The 14,862-nt window shown below is 34.0% G+C and carries 17 protein-coding genes; 15 read left to right on the top strand and 2 right to left on the bottom strand.

Annotated elements, in window-relative coordinates; genetic code table 11:
* Positions 1-80 precede the first annotated feature (80 nt).
* A complete protein-coding gene (locus ACFCYN_RS15605) occupies positions 81-668 on the top strand; it encodes a GNAT family N-acetyltransferase (RefSeq protein ID WP_375950247.1) in 588 nt (195 codons plus the stop codon).
* Between the two features lie 57 nt (positions 669-725).
* Entirely contained in the window at positions 726-1,889 is a 1,164-nt protein-coding gene (locus tag ACFCYN_RS15600) for an iron-containing alcohol dehydrogenase (RefSeq protein WP_172444038.1), read from the top strand.
* Positions 1,890-1,933: 44 nt separating this feature from the next.
* On the opposite strand, the gene ACFCYN_RS15595 is transcribed toward ACFCYN_RS15600, so the two are convergent.
* On the bottom strand, positions 1,934-2,851 hold the full coding sequence (locus ACFCYN_RS15595) for an alpha/beta hydrolase (RefSeq protein WP_375950245.1): 918 nt from the start codon (positions 2,849-2,851) through the stop codon (positions 1,934-1,936).
* 18 nt (positions 2,852-2,869) lie between these two features.
* Positions 2,870-3,115: a zinc ribbon domain-containing protein gene (locus ACFCYN_RS15590; protein ID WP_216854079.1), complete on the bottom strand. Its 246-nt coding sequence runs from the start codon at positions 3,113-3,115 to the stop codon at positions 2,870-2,872.
* A gap of 413 nt (positions 3,116-3,528) precedes the next feature.
* On the opposite strand from ACFCYN_RS15590, the gene ACFCYN_RS15585 reads away from it, so the two are divergent.
* From ACFCYN_RS15585 to ACFCYN_RS15525, 13 genes are all read left to right on the top strand, one after another.
* Positions 3,529-3,921, top strand: coding sequence for a hypothetical protein (locus ACFCYN_RS15585; protein ID WP_172444041.1), 393 nt, complete (start codon positions 3,529-3,531; stop codon positions 3,919-3,921).
* Between the two features lie 240 nt (positions 3,922-4,161).
* Positions 4,162-4,416, top strand: coding sequence for a YqkE family protein (locus ACFCYN_RS15580; RefSeq protein ID WP_172444042.1), 255 nt, complete (start codon positions 4,162-4,164; stop codon positions 4,414-4,416).
* A gap of 764 nt (positions 4,417-5,180) precedes the next feature.
* Positions 5,181-6,680: a 4-hydroxyphenylacetate 3-hydroxylase family protein gene (locus ACFCYN_RS15575; RefSeq protein WP_098170970.1), complete on the top strand. Its 1,500-nt coding sequence runs from the start codon at positions 5,181-5,183 to the stop codon at positions 6,678-6,680.
* 57 nt (positions 6,681-6,737) lie between these two features.
* On the top strand, positions 6,738-7,484 hold the full coding sequence (locus ACFCYN_RS15570; RefSeq protein ID WP_172444044.1) for an IclR family transcriptional regulator: 747 nt from the start codon (positions 6,738-6,740) through the stop codon (positions 7,482-7,484).
* Positions 7,485-7,534: 50 nt separating this feature from the next.
* Positions 7,535-8,074, top strand: a complete 540-nt coding sequence (locus ACFCYN_RS15565; protein WP_172444045.1) for a 3-hydroxyanthranilate 3,4-dioxygenase — start codon at positions 7,535-7,537, stop codon at positions 8,072-8,074.
* Positions 8,059-9,096, top strand: a complete 1,038-nt coding sequence (locus ACFCYN_RS15560) for an amidohydrolase family protein (RefSeq protein WP_375950241.1) — start codon at positions 8,059-8,061, stop codon at positions 9,094-9,096. The genes ACFCYN_RS15565 and ACFCYN_RS15560 overlap by 16 nt, the downstream gene beginning before the upstream one ends.
* A complete protein-coding gene (locus ACFCYN_RS15555) occupies positions 9,065-9,526 on the top strand; it encodes a RidA family protein (protein WP_098120944.1) in 462 nt (153 codons plus the stop codon). Before ACFCYN_RS15560 ends, ACFCYN_RS15555 begins: the two co-directional genes overlap by 32 nt.
* A 57-nt stretch (positions 9,527-9,583) precedes the next feature.
* Positions 9,584-11,056: an aldehyde dehydrogenase gene (locus ACFCYN_RS15550; RefSeq protein WP_375950239.1), complete on the top strand. Its 1,473-nt coding sequence runs from the start codon at positions 9,584-9,586 to the stop codon at positions 11,054-11,056.
* Positions 11,057-11,104: 48 nt separating this feature from the next.
* Positions 11,105-11,860, top strand: coding sequence for a 2-keto-4-pentenoate hydratase (locus ACFCYN_RS15545; RefSeq protein WP_375950250.1), 756 nt, complete (start codon positions 11,105-11,107; stop codon positions 11,858-11,860).
* A gap of 13 nt (positions 11,861-11,873) precedes the next feature.
* The gene (locus tag ACFCYN_RS15540) at positions 11,874-12,755 is read left to right on the top strand and encodes an acetaldehyde dehydrogenase (acetylating) (protein WP_375950237.1); all 882 of its coding nucleotides are present in this window, start codon (positions 11,874-11,876) and stop codon (positions 12,753-12,755) included.
* Between the two features lie 30 nt (positions 12,756-12,785).
* Entirely contained in the window at positions 12,786-13,805 is a 1,020-nt protein-coding gene (gene dmpG / locus ACFCYN_RS15535) for a 4-hydroxy-2-oxovalerate aldolase (protein WP_172444050.1), read from the top strand.
* Positions 13,806-13,820: 15 nt separating this feature from the next.
* Positions 13,821-14,591 carry a 2-keto-4-pentenoate hydratase gene (locus ACFCYN_RS15530; protein ID WP_172444051.1) on the top strand — a complete coding sequence of 257 codons (771 nt, stop codon included), beginning with the start codon at positions 13,821-13,823 and terminating at the stop codon, positions 14,589-14,591.
* A 6-nt stretch (positions 14,592-14,597) separates the two neighbouring features.
* Positions 14,598-14,783, top strand: coding sequence for a tautomerase family protein (locus tag ACFCYN_RS15525; RefSeq protein WP_375950234.1), 186 nt, complete (start codon positions 14,598-14,600; stop codon positions 14,781-14,783).
* The last annotated feature ends 79 nt before the right edge of the window (positions 14,784-14,862 follow it).

The raw sequence follows: 14,862 nt of genomic DNA, 5'->3' as shown, positions 1-14,862 counted from the left end.
ATAAAATAATAAAGTTGTTTTTTAAAATACTAAAAAATGCTTAATCTAAACAGAATATATCATAATAAGGAGTGACAATCATGATTCGATTAGCTAAAAGAGAAGATACAAAACAAATTGTCCCTCTAGTTGTACAAGCGATTGAAGAGATTGTATTCATGTTAACTGGGACATCATCATATGAACAGGCTATTCCAATTTTAGAATATTATGTTCAATCAGAACAAAATAGGCTAAGTTACCATAATTGTTTAGTAAAAGAAACAGAAGGAAAAGTAGTCGGGCTAATCATAGCCTATCATTCCTTAGAATTATCCGTACTTGATCGTGAAATGCTTGAAATAATTAGTCGTAATTTAAATCTCCAAAACGTTCAAGTAGATCGAGAAGCAGATGATGAAGATTTTTATATTGATACATTATCAGTGCACCCAGATTATCAAGGCAAAGGAATTGGAACAGAATTATTAAATGGTTTACTTTCTTTTGCTAAAGACAAAGGGGTTACGCGAGTTTCATTAAATGTTGATCAAGATAAACCGTCTGTTCGTCGATTATATGAAAAAGTAGGATTTAAATATGAGAAAGTTAGATATATAATGAACCATCCATACGATTATTTAGTTTTCCCTATAAATAAAAAAATATTCCAAACAAAAGTCGTTTAAGATGCATCCTTTTGCCTATTTAAGTTAAAATTATATTTGACTTAAGGAGGGATATAGATGAATTTTTTTACATTTGCAAATCCAACTGAATTAATCTTTGGTAAAGATAGTGTACAAAAGTTAAAAGATAAAGCGACTACTTTTGGAAAGAATGTGTTACTTGTATACGGTGGTGGAAGTATTAAAAGGAATGGCCTATATGATCAAATTGTAGGTATTCTTAAAGAAGCTGACAAAGCGGTTTTTGAACTGAGTGGGGTTGAACCAAATCCAAGGTTATCAACAGTTCATAAAGGTATACAACTTTGTAAAGAAGAAAGTATTGACTTTGTTTTAGCAGTAGGTGGAGGATCTGTAATCGACTGTACAAAAGCGATTGCTGTAGGAGCAAAATTTGATGGTGAGATTTGGGATGTTATTACTCGAAAAGCAGTCCCAACGGATGCATTAAAATTTGGAACAGTATTAACGCTTGCAGCAACTGGTTCAGAAATGAACGCTGGGTCAGTTATTACAAACTGGGAAACAAATGAAAAATTAGGCTGGGGAAGTAAGTTCAGTTACCCAACATTTTCAATATTAGATCCACAAAATACATTTACAGTTCCTCGCGATCAAACCGTATATGGATCAGTGGATATTATGTCACATGTTATTGAGTCATATTTCCATCATGGAACAAATACAAAAATTCAAGATCGATTCTGTGAAGGAATTTTAAAAACAGTTATTGAAACTGCACCTGTTGCAGTTGAAACTTTAGATAATTACGAAGCACGCGAAACACTATTATATAGTGGAACAATGGCATTAAACGGAATTTTAAGCATGGGTGTGCAAGGTGATTGGGCAACACACAATATTGAACATGCAGTATCTGCAGTATCAGATATTCCTCATGGAGGAGGATTAGCAATAATTTTCCCTCATTGGATGGAATATGTAATGAGTGAAAATGTAGATCGATTCTGTCAATTTGCAAATAGAGTATTTGACATTCAACAAGATTCAATGTCAAAAGAAGAGTGGGCATTAGCAGGAATTAAAGCTTTACGCACATTCTGGAGCTCAATTGGTGCGCCAAGTCGTTTAAGCGAGTATGGTATAACAAAAGAGCAACTATCTGAAATGGCTGCTAAAACAGTTAAATATGGTCCATTTGGTTACTTTAAAAAATTGGATCAAGAAGATGCGTTGAAAATTTTAGAAGCGGCTCTTTAAGAGTCAAAAAAAATGGACAGAGAAAAAAAAACTCTGTCCATTTTTTATAATGAATTATGTTCAATTTCAATATTTTTTAAAAAAGATGAAACGATGGAATAATATTCTTCTTTATTTTCGTTCAAACTCATGGCATGTGCACCATTTTCGGCAATGAATAATTCTTTTTCACCTTGATTTGCTTCATATAAATGAATTGTGTTTGTATAAGGAATATAATCGTCTTGTTTACTATGAATAAATAATACAGGTTTTTTTATATTATTTGTTGCAAGTAATGGGGAAATATCTTTAATGAAAAATCCATTCCGAAGCTTTAACCAAATGCTTGAGACGGGAAGAATAGCCCACTTTGGAATTTTATAATCCATTTTTAAACGATATGTAAGCTGTTTTTCAAAAGTAGAGAAGGCACAATCTGAAATGTAAAAGGCTGCAGAATCTTCAACAAAACCAGCGTATTGTAGCATCGTACATGCTCCCATTGATTCCCCGTGAATGCCAAGAACGATATCACCTTTTAAAACTTTTAAATAGTGAACAATCGTTTGTAAATCATATTTTTCATAATAGCCATAACTAGTTGTTGTACCACCAGATTCACCATGTCGTCTATGATCATAAGTAAGTACATTAAAACCAAGCTTTAAAAATAACTCAGCATATTTAATTGAGTTGTTCTTATTAACGGTTACACCATGAGTAATAATGACCCAATTATTTGTATCAAATGCCTCAAATAAATACCCTTTTAATTCGTATCCATAACGAGATTGAACAGAAAAAGATTTCTTTTGAAACGAGCGATACAAATCTTCATCAAAACGGAAATTATCCAACTCCCGCTGATAAATGAACTCAAGCGAATTTGTTTTCATAAACAAAACTTGCTGCGTAAAATAATAACCCACACCAATAAAATAAATAAGAAAAAATACAATCACTACAAGCCAGATTATCATAGTAGAATCATCACTCTCTTATCCAAAAAGAAGATCAAGAATAGTAGTTAACTCACCGCGGGTTTTTCCTTCTAAAATGGAAGGATTATAAACCTCAACAAAACCGCAGTTTAAACAAGAAACAAATAAAAAATGATTATAATCAATATCTAGCAACTTACTTAAACCTGCCCCAGACATAGATACCTCTTTAATCTGAGCTTGCGTATGTTTACACTTTGAACAAACAAACTTTTCTTTAATTAATTGGTCTGCACTAGCCATCATACCACTCCTTTTTTAGTAAATTTTATCATAAGAAAAAGAATATTTTATTAATTAGTTTTTGACAATTAGGACACAAAAAAGTAAAAAAGTTGTTGCTTTTTGTTCCTGTTATAAAATTGGGAATGCGATAAACTTTTAATCAAATAAAAAAAGTAAATCTAGGAATCTGATAAAAAAAGTAAGTGAAGCTAAACTTTTTGATAAGGAAAGAAAACAGTTTCTAACCAAGAGTAATCCTGACGTCATGTCAAGTAAGAGTCACAAACAAACAAACTGTACATAAAATAGTAATAAATTGGACAATCATTCATTTTTAATGACTATTTTTTCTTTTCAATTGAATAAAATTATAAAATCCGAGCCAATTTTGTGTTTGTAATAGAGATTAAATTATTACAAGGAGAATCGCTATGAGTGTTGAATTTTTTTCACTATCACCAACAGCTTTTCAAGTATTAAAAGCAGGAGAATCACATCCAAAAAAAGTAAAGCGAATTGTTTATGGACAAGCCACCTCGGACGCAAATGGTGTAGCGACACTTTACTTTACAGACAATGGACTATCTACTGGTAATTCCTTATTAACTGCAATTGATTATGCTGTGGCAAGTGTATATTCTACTAATGTCAACATAAATTCAAGACCGAGAGTGCAAATGAGAGAGAAGAATATATCTGGAAAATATGTATCAGCCAATGTAACGAATATTAGTGGTGTAACTGTTCTAGGAATTAGTGTATTAGGCTCAGAAAATCCAGTAAGTGGCGTTCTTGTAGATTTTATGATATTGGGTAGTTTTTAATCGTAAAAAATGGTTATGCCATTAAAAGTAGATAAAATTTAAATCAATGCCTATATAAAACCGACTAGATTGTCGGTTTTTTTGTGCTTATAAGAAAAATACAATAGTTTTAAGATTAATGTGATGTTTAACTTTTTATACGCTATGATTGAGACACTAGACCAATCTAATTCAAATATGTTGCTACAGGCAATTTTTGAAATTTCATGATAAAATATTTGATATGGAAGGTGATATAAAATGAAAAAAAGAAAGCCGCAGCAACAAGTAAAACCAACATATGAGCAGAAAGAAAAAATATCATTAGGTTCATTAATGAATGAAGAGGTTCTTCAAAAATTAAAAAATACAAAAAAACAATTACAAGAAAATGAAACAAAGCTCAAAGAGGAAGAAGAAGCTCGAGTTCGTGAAGAAAAACGATTGCGTGAGAAAAATAAATCGTTTGAAGAGTTGCTAAACGAGAGTAGTATTTCTTGGAAAGATTTTAAATAAGACGTATTTCTAGATTGTCGAAAGTGTTTTTTAACAATCTGAAATGGGGATGTCCTAAAAAAATTAGGCATCCTTATTTTTTATTTATAGGTCATATTTAAAAGAAGAGTAGTATTAAAAGTCAAAGTGCAAATAAGAGCGTTGACCGTGCAAATAAAACTGTTAAATGTACAAATAAGAAATCATAAAGTGCAAATAAAGGTCGAAGTACAATTATAAACAGAGAAACTGCAAATAAAACTAGTAAAACTGCAATTAAATTTCCTAGAATCCGAAAATAGTTCGGATCATACCTATACCGGTTAGGGTATCCCGCTTTAATAATTGTTCAAAAGTAGATACAAAAAGTGGAAAATGAGTAATTTTGCTTTAAACCTTTAGAAATCTACTAAATATCTATAAAAAGGGTCATAAAATCAACGCTAATTGGAAATCCACCATTAAGATACCCTCACATTATGCCTAAATGAGATCAACAATTTTTCTCAGTTTAATGGTTTGTCAATAACGACTGACTTTCAGGAAATCTTATTATCTACTAAATAATTAAACATTTTTAATAGAAAATTTCATATTATGAAATTTTTTGATTGTTCTAAATTTTATAATTTTTTATAGTGAAATTAAGTTAATTAAATAGTAGTAGGTGGTGTAAATAATTTAAGATAGCGAAATCGGTATTTATGAAAGCGCTTTAAAAATTTCCGGATTCGATTTAAAAAACAAATATAAAAAATTACATATCGGAGTGGAGGAATTAATAAATGGGAATTCGTACAGGGGCGCAATATATTGAAGGCTTTAAATCAAGAAAACCAGACGTATGGTTAGGTGGAGAAAAGGTTGAAGATATCGTAAACCATCCAGTGTTTAAACAACCTATTTTGGAGATTGCAAAGTTATATGATATGCAGTTCGATCCAGCTTATCAAGACAAGATTACACATATTTGTGAAGAAACTGGTGAGCGAATTTCTAATGCTTTTTTAGTACCGAAATCATCTGAAGATATTAAAAAACGTGGAGAGTTGTTTGAAGCATATGCTAAGTCAACATTCGGTTTAATGGGAAGAACACCGGATTTCTTGAACATTGTATTAACTTCAATGGCTAGTAATTCATGGTTTTTAGATAAATATAATCCAGAGTGGTCAAAAAATGTACAAAATTATTTTAAATTTGTACGTGATAATGACATTTTCTTAACCCACGCAATTATTAACCCGCAAAATGATCGTAGCAAACCATCTTATGAGCAAAAAGATCTTTTTACTCATTTAGGTGCTGTAGAGGAAACGGTTGATGGTTTAGTCGTTAGAGGAGCTAAAATGCTTGCTACTTTAGCACCAATCACAGATGAAGTAATCATTTATTCATTCCCAGGATTTCATCAAGGTGATGAGCGATATGCATTAGCGTTCGCAATTCCAGTTGATACTCCAGGATTAAAGATTTTATGTAGAGAGCAAATGCAAGATGGGAAAAGATCATTCTTTGATCATCCACTAGCTTCTAGATTTGAAGAGATGGATGCTGTACTTGTATTTGAAGATGTGTTAGTTCCTTGGAATCGTGTATTTATTCATAATAATGTTGAAGCGGCAAATAATTTATATCCAAAAACAGGTATTGCACAACAACCTGCGCATCAGTCTGGTGTAAGAGGCTATGTGAAATTAGCGTTTGCAGTGGAAGTGGCTTGCAAGCTAGCTGATTCAATTGGGGTAGATGTTTATTTAAATGTACAAAATGACTTAGGTGAATTACTGCAATCAGTTGAAACAATTCGTGCTTTACTACGAGTATCAGAAACTGAATATGAAACTCTACCTTCAGGCGAAGTAAGACCGGCATGGGAACCGCTAGAGACAATTCGCGGATTACTTCCAACTATGTATCCAAGAGCAATTGAAGTCATTCAAACAATCGGTGCAGGTGGATTATTAATGTCACCAACTGAAGCAGACTTCGAACATCCAGAGCTAAGAGATGCTATGGATAAATACTATGTTGGACGTGAAGGCGTGTCATCTTTAGAGCGAGTGCAGCTATTTAAACTTGCTTGGGATTTATGTGGAGAAGCTTTTGGACAAAGAGCACTTCAATATGAAAGATACTATACAGGTGATCCAATTCGTAAAAGAGCAATTTACTATAATCAAATGAAACGCAAAAAAACATTTAGTATGGTAGATGATGCAATAAATGGTGCAAAAAACTTAAAAGGAGTATCAACTAATCTAGCGAATTCTAAAGTTAACTGAGTAATTTTAGAAAGCAGGGGTTTTATGAAATTTAGCGTTAAGATGGAGGGAATCTAAATGATCTCTTCAGTTCAAAAGATTGCTAGAATTTTAGATTGCTTTACAGAAGAAGAACCAGTGTTGGGAAATTTGGAAATAGCCGAAAAGTTAAATATGAATGCAAGCTCTGTCCATCATTTAGTACGAACTCTTTGTACTGAAGGGATTCTAATTCAAGATAACAAAAAAAAGTATCGACTTGGATGGAAGTTACTTGAGTGGAGTAATCACGTTATGCATCAGCAAGATATTTATAGTGAGGCTATTCCATTATTAGAAAATTTACTAAAAAATTATAATAGTACAGTCCATATCGGAATGTTTGATAAAGGGGACGTAAGATTTGTTTTAAAAGTATCCTCTAAACATTCCATACCAGTTCCGACATTTGTAGGTGCTAAACGACCTGCATATTGTACAAGTACCGGAAAAATTCTACTATCATATAATCCAGCATACTTAAAGCCAACGATGGAAAGAGGTTTTAAAGCTTATACAACAAATACGATTACAAATATTGATTCATTAAAAAAAGAAATGACTGCAATTAAAGAGAATGGTTATAGCATTAGCAATAATGAAAATGATCTTGGGTTATTTGGGATTGCAGCTCCAATTCAAACATATACGGGACACACTTTTGCGGCGTTAAATATGGTTGGACCAGTTTCGTATATGATGAGTCAGGATATTGGTCGTATGATACAGGATGTTGTTAAAACTGCTAAAACAGTCTCAAATCAGCTTGGTTATATTAATGCGTAATGATAGCGCTTACTAAAAATTGAAAAATAGAATTAATTGGAGGAATAAGGATGAATCTTAAAAGTCGAGTTTTTAATATTTTCAAATTGATTGAGGATAATAAAGAGCTATTAAAACCACCAGTTAATAATAAAGTTATTTGGGAAGATTCTGAGTATGCTGCAATGATCATTGGAGGACCAAATAAACGTAGAGACTTCCATATTGATCCTGCAGACGAATTTTTCTATCAAATTAAAGGTAGTTGTTATGTTGAGTGTATTACACCAGATGGAAAGCGTGAAGTTGTAACAGTTGGTGAAGGTGAAATTTTTATGCTTCCTTCTTTTGTTCCACATTCACCTCATAGAGTAAAAGATTCATATGGAATTGTTCTTGAACGAAAAAGAGCAGAAGGTGAATTAGAAAGCTTTGTTTGGTTCTGTGATGAATGTAATGAAGAAATGCATAAAACGACTGTTCAATTAACTGATATTGGAACACAAGTCAAAGAAGCAATTGAACAATTCAATGGCAGCCTTGAGTTGAGAACATGTAAATGCTGTGGTCATGTCATGAAGGAGGAAGCGGATGAATGGGTATGCGTATAGACTTTCATACACATATAATTCCTGAGGACTTACCGAATTTTTTTGAAAAATATGGTCATGAAAGATGGCCAATTTTACAACCGACATGTTCTTGTGGTGCCAATATTATGGTCGCTGGGAAAGTATTTAGAGAAGTAACTGATCAAGTATGGAGTCCTGAAAAGAGAATTGAGGACATGAATAATGAAGGTGTCACAATGCAAGTGTTGTCACCAATTCCAGTTACATTTTCGTATTGGGCACCAGCTCAAGTCGCATTGGAAATGGCGCAAATTCAAAATGATTTTATAGCGAATACGGTTAAAAATAATCCATCAAAATTTATTGGATTAGGGACAGTACCGATGCAGAATGCTGAAATCGCAATTCAAGAAATGGATCGCTGTATTCATACACTTGGATTAAGCGGATTAGAAATTGGTACGAATGTAAATGGCATAAATTTAGACAGTGATGAATTTAGTCCATTTTTTGAAATGGCTGAAAAATGGAATGTACCATTGTTTATTCATCCATGGGAAACATTAGCGAAAGACCGTACTCCAGATCATAATTTTATGTACACGGTCGGAATGCCGAGCGAAACAGCTTTAGCGGCTGCTAGCTTAACATTTGGTGGAGTCATTGAAAAATATCCAAAATTAAAGATTTGCTTTGCCCATGGTGGAGGTTCATTCCCATTTATTCTACCTAGGCTAGATCAAGGCTGGAAAGTATGGCCACACTTGAGGAAAACAGCCTATCCACCAAGTCATTACGTAACTAATTTCTATTTTGATTCGCTTCACTATGATCCTATTAATATTCAATTTTTAATTAACCGTTTCGGTTATGACAAAATTGTGATGGGTTCAGATTATCCTTTCCTATTAAGAGAAACGCCACCTGGAAGGGTGATTAATCAAATGGATCTTAATAAAGAAATGAAAGATGCTATTTTAGGAAAAAATGCTCTGAAATTTTTAAATATAAAGGAGGCGGATTTACTCCATGGAAAACAAAGTATTGACTCCAGAAGATAGATTAATAAGTTTAGGCTATACAATTAAACCGATTAGACCTGCATCAGGAAACTATGTTAAGTCTGTACGCACTGGTAATCTACTATTTACATCGGGTCAAGGAGTAGACGAATATCGTGGCAAACTTGGTCGTGAATTAACGCTCGAGGAAGGATACGCAGCTTCTCGAGAGTCAATGTTAAATTTAATTAGTGTATTAAAGTACGAATTAGGTGACCTTTCAAAAGTAAAGCGAATTGTAAAAATTTTAGGCTTCGTAAATAGTACAGAAGATTTCTATGATCATCCTAAGGTGATGAATGGGGCTTCTGATCTTTTAGTAGAAGTATTTGGTGAAAGAGGAAAACATGCTAGATCAGCTGTTGGGATGGCTCAGCTTCCGCATAATACAGCGATCGAAATTGAAATGGTTGTAGAAATAGAGGATTAAAAAAATTTGGTGGCACTCGTGTCACCTTTTATTCTATTAGAATGGTAGGTGCCTATTATGCAAGTTACTGAGAAAAAAAATAAAACATTACCGATTGATTGTAAGCACTTTATTGATGGACAATCTATTCCTTCATATAATCAAAAAACATTTTTAAATATAAATCCTGCAACCGAAGAAGTTTTAGGTTCTGTTTCTGAAGGTGGAGAGCTAGAAATTGATTTAGCTGTAAAAGCAGCAAAACGAGCGCTAAAAGGTGAATGGAAGCAATTTACTAGCAATCAAAGAGCGGCAGTTTTAAGAAAAATTGGTGATGGAATATTAGCACGAAAAGAAGAGCTAGCAGCTTTAGAGGCAATGGATACTGGAAAGCCATACGATCTTGCTTTAGAAGTTGATATTACTAGATCTGCTCATAATTTCTACTTTTTCGCTGACTATATTACAACATTAAGCTCTGAATCTCACATCCAAGATCAAACAGCCCTGCATTATACATATCGTAGACCAGTTGGAGTAGTCGGGATGATTAACCCATGGAATCTACCGTTATTACTACTAACCTGGAAGCTAGCTCCGTGTTTAGCAGCAGGAAATACAGCAGTTATGAAACCAGCAGAATGGACACCGATGACAGCAACTGTTTTAGCTGAAATTTGTAAAGATGCAGGTGTACCGGATGGAGTAGTAAATGTTGTACACGGATTTGGGGCAAATGCTGCAGGCGCTGCTTTAACAGAGCATAGCGATGTTGATGCAATTACATTTACTGGTGAAACAAAAACAGGTACAGCAATTATGAAGGCGGCAGCTCCAACATTAAAAAAATTATCGTTTGAGCTTGGCGGTAAAAATCCAAACATTATCTTTGCAGATTCTGATTTAGATGAAGTAATTGAAACAACTTTAAAATCATCGTTTATGAATCAAGGAGAGGTTTGTTTATGTGGATCTCGAATTTATGTACAGAGATCAATCTTTGAGGAGTTTATTAATAAATTTGTAGCGAAAACAAACGAATTAAAAATTGGTGATCCGTTTGAAGAAGGTACAAAAGTCGGTGCGGTTATTAGTAAAGAACATTACGAAAAAGTATTATCTTATATCGAGATTGCCAAAGAAGAAGGTGGCAAGATTTTAACTGGAGGAAGTAGACCAGCATCAATCGAAAAAGGATGCTTTATCTCACCTACAATTATTACTGGTTTAAGTCGTGATTCTAGATGTGTTAGAGAAGAGATATTCGGGCCAGTAGTAACAGTTATGCCGTTTGATACGGAAGATGAAGTAATTGAATGGGCAAATGATACTCACTATGGTTTAGGCGCAACAATTTGGACAAATGATTTGCGCAGAGCTCATCGTGTTGCACATCAAATTGAAGCCGGAATTATTTGGGTAAACACTTGGTACTTAAGAGATCTACGTACACCTTTTGGAGGGATGAAACAAAGTGGTTTAGGTCGTGAAGGTGGAGTTCATAGCTTCGAGTTTTATAGTGAATTATCGAATATCACGATTAAATTATAAAAATCCAAAGGGGTGAAGACCGTGAAAATTACTAGTGTAGACGAGCTAATGATTCTGCTACAAGAAGCAGAAGAGACTGGAGTTAGTATAAAAGCTTTAACTGAGATTTATCCTGGATTAACAGAGAGAGAAGCCTATCAAATTCAATTAACAAATATTGAAGAAAAATTGAAAAAAGGCCAGAAAATTATTGGCAAAAAAATAGGATTAACATCGATTGCTATGCAAGAGCTATTAGGGGTAGATGAACCAGATTACGGTCACTTATTAACAGATATGAATATCCCTAATTTTGGTGAAGTTCAAGTTGGAAATATGATTTTACCAAAAGTAGAAGCTGAGATTGCATTTGTTTTAAAAAAGGATTTAATCGGTCCAAATGTTACGTTTGAGGACGTAGTTGATGCAACGGATTATATTGTGCCTGCTATAGAGGTAGTTGATAGTAGAATTGAAAATTGGAAAATCCGCTTAGAGGATACAGTCGCTGATAACGCTTCTTCCTGTTTATTTGTTCTTGGAAATGAGCGTTTCGATGTAAAGGAAATCGATTTACCGAATGTCGCGATGGATCTATATTGTAACGATGAACTGATGAATTCTGGTAAGGGAGAAGCAGTGCTAGGCAACCCAATTCATTGTGTAGCATGGTTAGCGAATAAACTAAGCGAGTTTAGGATTTCGCTAAACGCTGGTGAAATTATTTTATCTGGGGCCTTATCAGCTGCAATAAATGCAAATGCTGGTGACAAATTTACTGCAAAGTTTCCTTTACTAGGTGATGTATCGATTTCATTTAAATAAATGAGGTGAATTTATGAATAAGTTAAAGGTTGGAATCATTGGTTCGGGTAATATTGGTACAGATTTAATGATGAAATTACAAAATAATCCATTCCTTGAGTTAACGGTGATGATTGGAATTGATCCAGAATCTGATGGATTAAATCGTGCAAAGGAAATGGGAATTGAAGTAATTGATAATGGTATACAAGGTTTTGTTGAAAGAAAAGAAATGGCTGATTTATTGTTTGATGCGACATCTGCTAAAGCACATTTTCATCATGCAAAAGTATTAGGTGAATTAAAGAAACGTGTCATCGATTTAACGCCTGCTGCAATTGGACCATTTGTTGTACCGCCAGTCAATTTAGGTTCACATATAGTAGAAGGCAATGTCAATTTAATAACTTGTGGTGGGCAAGCAACGATCCCAGTTGTGCATTCGATTAGTCAAATTGCAGAGGTTGAATACGCAGAAATCGTTGCAACGATCAGCAGCAAAAGTGCCGGACCTGGAACACGTGCAAATATCGATGAGTTTACTGTAACAACAGCTAAAGGCCTAGAAGAGATTGGTGGAGCTAAAAAAGGAAAAGCGATTATTATTTTAAATCCAGCAGAGCCACCAATTATGATGAGAGATACAGTTTATTGCAAGGTAACAAATGAAGATTTTAACCATGAAAGCATGATTAATTCAGTAAAACAAATGGTTAAAAAAGTTCAAGAATATGTACCTGGATACCGATTAAGAATGGACCCGATTATAGATGGTTCCACTGTAACAGTTTATTTAGAAGTTCAAGGTTCGGGTGACTACTTACCTAGCTATGCAGGGAACTTGGATATTATGACTGCATCAGCAGTAAGAGTAGCAGAAGAGATTGCGCAATATGAAGTTGTAAAAACTGTTTAAACAAAGTATGAAAGAAAGTGAGGGAGTGCAATGTTTGGAAAAGAGATCATTGTAACTGAAGTAGCACTTAGAGATGGAAGCCATGCAATTGCCCATTCGTATACTGTAGACCAAGTAGTAAGAATAGCAAAGGCTCTTGATGATGCAAAAATGCCTTTTATTGAAGTATCACATGGAGACGGTTTAGGTGGTTCTTCATTACAATATGGTTTATCGACAACAAATGAATTTGAATTGATCGAAGCAGCGGTAAATGCATGTAATCATTCAAAGATTGCTGTTTTACTATTACCTGGTATTGGAACAGTAAAAGAATTGAAAACAGCAGCAGGTATAGGAGCAAAAATGGCTCGTATAGCTACACATGTAACTGAAGCAGATGTTTCGAAACAACATATCTCAATGTCAAAAGAGCTTGGATTAGAAACTGTAGGATTTTTAATGATGTCTCATATGGCATCAGTAGAGAAATTAGTAGAGCAAGCAAAATTGATGGAAAGCTATGGTGCGGATGTTGTATATATGGTCGACTCTGCAGGTGCATTTCTTCCACATGAAGTAAAAGAGCGTATTGCTGCTTTACGAGGGTCACTTGATATTGAAGTTGGATTCCATGCTCATAATAATCTTTCTCTAGCGATGGCAAATACATTAGTAGCGATTGAAGAAGGAGCAACTAGAATTGACGGTAGCGTTCGTTGCTTAGGGGCTGGAGCAGGAAATACTCAAACTGAAGTATTAATTGGTGTATTAGAGCGCTTAGGAATCAAGACAGGAATTGATTTCTATAAAATGATGGACTTAGCAGAAGACATTGTGGCACCAATTTTACAAACACCACAAGAGGTTACAAAGGGAAGCCTGATTTTAGGATATGCAGGTGTGTATTCAAGCTTCCTATTACATGCAAATCGAGCAGCAAAAAAGTGGAATGTTGATGCAAGAGATATCTTAATTGAATTAGGAAAACAAAAAGTAGTTGGTGGGCAAGAAGACATGATTCAAGAAGTAGCATGCATGCTAGCAAATAAAAAATTGTCTGTTTTTTGAGAGGAGTTTAATCAAATGATTACTGAAATCGCGAAAAATATATATATGCACCAAAAAAATGGGTTAGAAATGGATAAAATTACGATTGAACATCCAGAGTTAAACGTAAATAATGCTTATGAGATTCAAAAATTAAGTATTGATTATGCGATTGAAAATGGTGATCCATTAATTGGTTGGAAAATGGGTCTAACAAGTATTGCCAAACAAAAATCAGTTAATGTTGATGAGCCAATCTATGGCCGCTTAACGAAATCAATGGAATTAGAAGAAAATGAATTAAAGATGGAAGGATCAATCCATCCAAGAGTTGAGCCAGAAATTGCATTTATGATTAACAAGCCATTATTTGGATCAGATGTAACAGCTAAAGATGTATGGGAAGCAACTGAGTATATCGTACCTGCATTAGAGGTAATCGATAGTCGTTATAAAAACTTCTCATTTACACTTACAGATGTAGTAGCAGATAATGCATCTTCATCAAAATTTATCATTGGAAAACAACAATATTCACCTACATATACTTCGTGGGATCAAATTAATGTTGAATTATATAAAAATGGCGAAAAAGTACAAAGTGGTGTAAGCTCCGATGTACTAGATCATCCTGTTGAATCTGTCGTAAAGTTAGTACAGATGTTGAGTAAAAACGGTGAACAAATCGAGCCAGGGATGATTATTTTAACTGGTGGTATTACAGAAGCAATTCATGTTGGCGATGGTGATATCGTAGAAGCTCGTTTTGAAGGAATCGATACAATGTCACTTCAAGTAACGAGGTAATATTTTATGCCAATCATTCAAATTCAATTGCTTGAAGGTAGAAGTACAGAGTTGAAAAAGCAATTAATGAGGGAAATTAATGAAGTAGTTTGTCGTACACTAGACGTTCAGCCACCACAAGTAAGGATCTTAATTAACGAATTCCAAAAAGAAAATTGGTCTGTCGGTGGCGTTGCGAAAGACGAAAAGTAATAGCAGCTTCAATTAGTATGAGAGAGAAAATAGAACAAAATGTGAACTATATTGATAAAGTTGTGAACTTCGTTGATAT

It is taken from the genome of Gottfriedia sp. NPDC056225 (assembly GCF_042267765.1).
Taxonomy (GTDB): Bacteria; Bacillota; Bacilli; order Bacillales; family Bacillaceae_G; genus Gottfriedia.
The sequence above is the reverse complement of the archived record's forward strand: the minus strand, read 5'-3'. Positions and strand labels throughout refer to the sequence as shown.

Bases quoted from the DNA above. Each gene is read 5' to 3' on its own strand.
- ACFCYN_RS15545 (WP_375950250.1), top strand. From the start codon at position 11,105: ATGATTCTGCTACAAGAAGCAGAAGAGACTGGAGTTAGTATAAAAGCT.
- ACFCYN_RS15540 (WP_375950237.1), top strand. From the start codon at position 11,874: ATGAATAAGTTAAAGGTTGGAATCATTGGTTCGGGTAATATTGGTACA.
- dmpG (WP_172444050.1), top strand. From the start codon at position 12,786: ATGTTTGGAAAAGAGATCATTGTAACTGAAGTAGCACTTAGAGATGGA.
- ACFCYN_RS15590 (WP_216854079.1), bottom strand. From the start codon at position 3,115: ATGGCTAGTGCAGACCAATTAATTAAAGAAAAGTTTGTTTGTTCAAAG.
- ACFCYN_RS15575 (WP_098170970.1), top strand. From the start codon at position 5,181: ATGGGAATTCGTACAGGGGCGCAATATATTGAAGGCTTTAAATCAAGA.
- ACFCYN_RS15565 (WP_172444045.1), top strand. From the start codon at position 7,535: ATGAATCTTAAAAGTCGAGTTTTTAATATTTTCAAATTGATTGAGGAT.
- ACFCYN_RS15550 (WP_375950239.1), top strand. From the start codon at position 9,584: ATGCAAGTTACTGAGAAAAAAAATAAAACATTACCGATTGATTGTAAG.
- ACFCYN_RS15570 (WP_172444044.1), top strand. From the start codon at position 6,738: ATGATCTCTTCAGTTCAAAAGATTGCTAGAATTTTAGATTGCTTTACA.
- ACFCYN_RS15595 (WP_375950245.1), bottom strand. From the start codon at position 2,851: ATGATAATCTGGCTTGTAGTGATTGTATTTTTTCTTATTTATTTTATT.
- ACFCYN_RS15530 (WP_172444051.1), top strand. From the start codon at position 13,821: ATGATTACTGAAATCGCGAAAAATATATATATGCACCAAAAAAATGGG.
- ACFCYN_RS15525 (WP_375950234.1), top strand. From the start codon at position 14,598: ATGCCAATCATTCAAATTCAATTGCTTGAAGGTAGAAGTACAGAGTTG.
- ACFCYN_RS15555 (WP_098120944.1), top strand. From the start codon at position 9,065: ATGGAAAACAAAGTATTGACTCCAGAAGATAGATTAATAAGTTTAGGC.
- ACFCYN_RS15580 (WP_172444042.1), top strand. From the start codon at position 4,162: ATGAAAAAAAGAAAGCCGCAGCAACAAGTAAAACCAACATATGAGCAG.
- ACFCYN_RS15600 (WP_172444038.1), top strand. From the start codon at position 726: ATGAATTTTTTTACATTTGCAAATCCAACTGAATTAATCTTTGGTAAA.
- ACFCYN_RS15560 (WP_375950241.1), top strand. From the start codon at position 8,059: ATGGGTATGCGTATAGACTTTCATACACATATAATTCCTGAGGACTTA.
- ACFCYN_RS15585 (WP_172444041.1), top strand. From the start codon at position 3,529: ATGAGTGTTGAATTTTTTTCACTATCACCAACAGCTTTTCAAGTATTA.
- ACFCYN_RS15605 (WP_375950247.1), top strand. From the start codon at position 81: ATGATTCGATTAGCTAAAAGAGAAGATACAAAACAAATTGTCCCTCTA.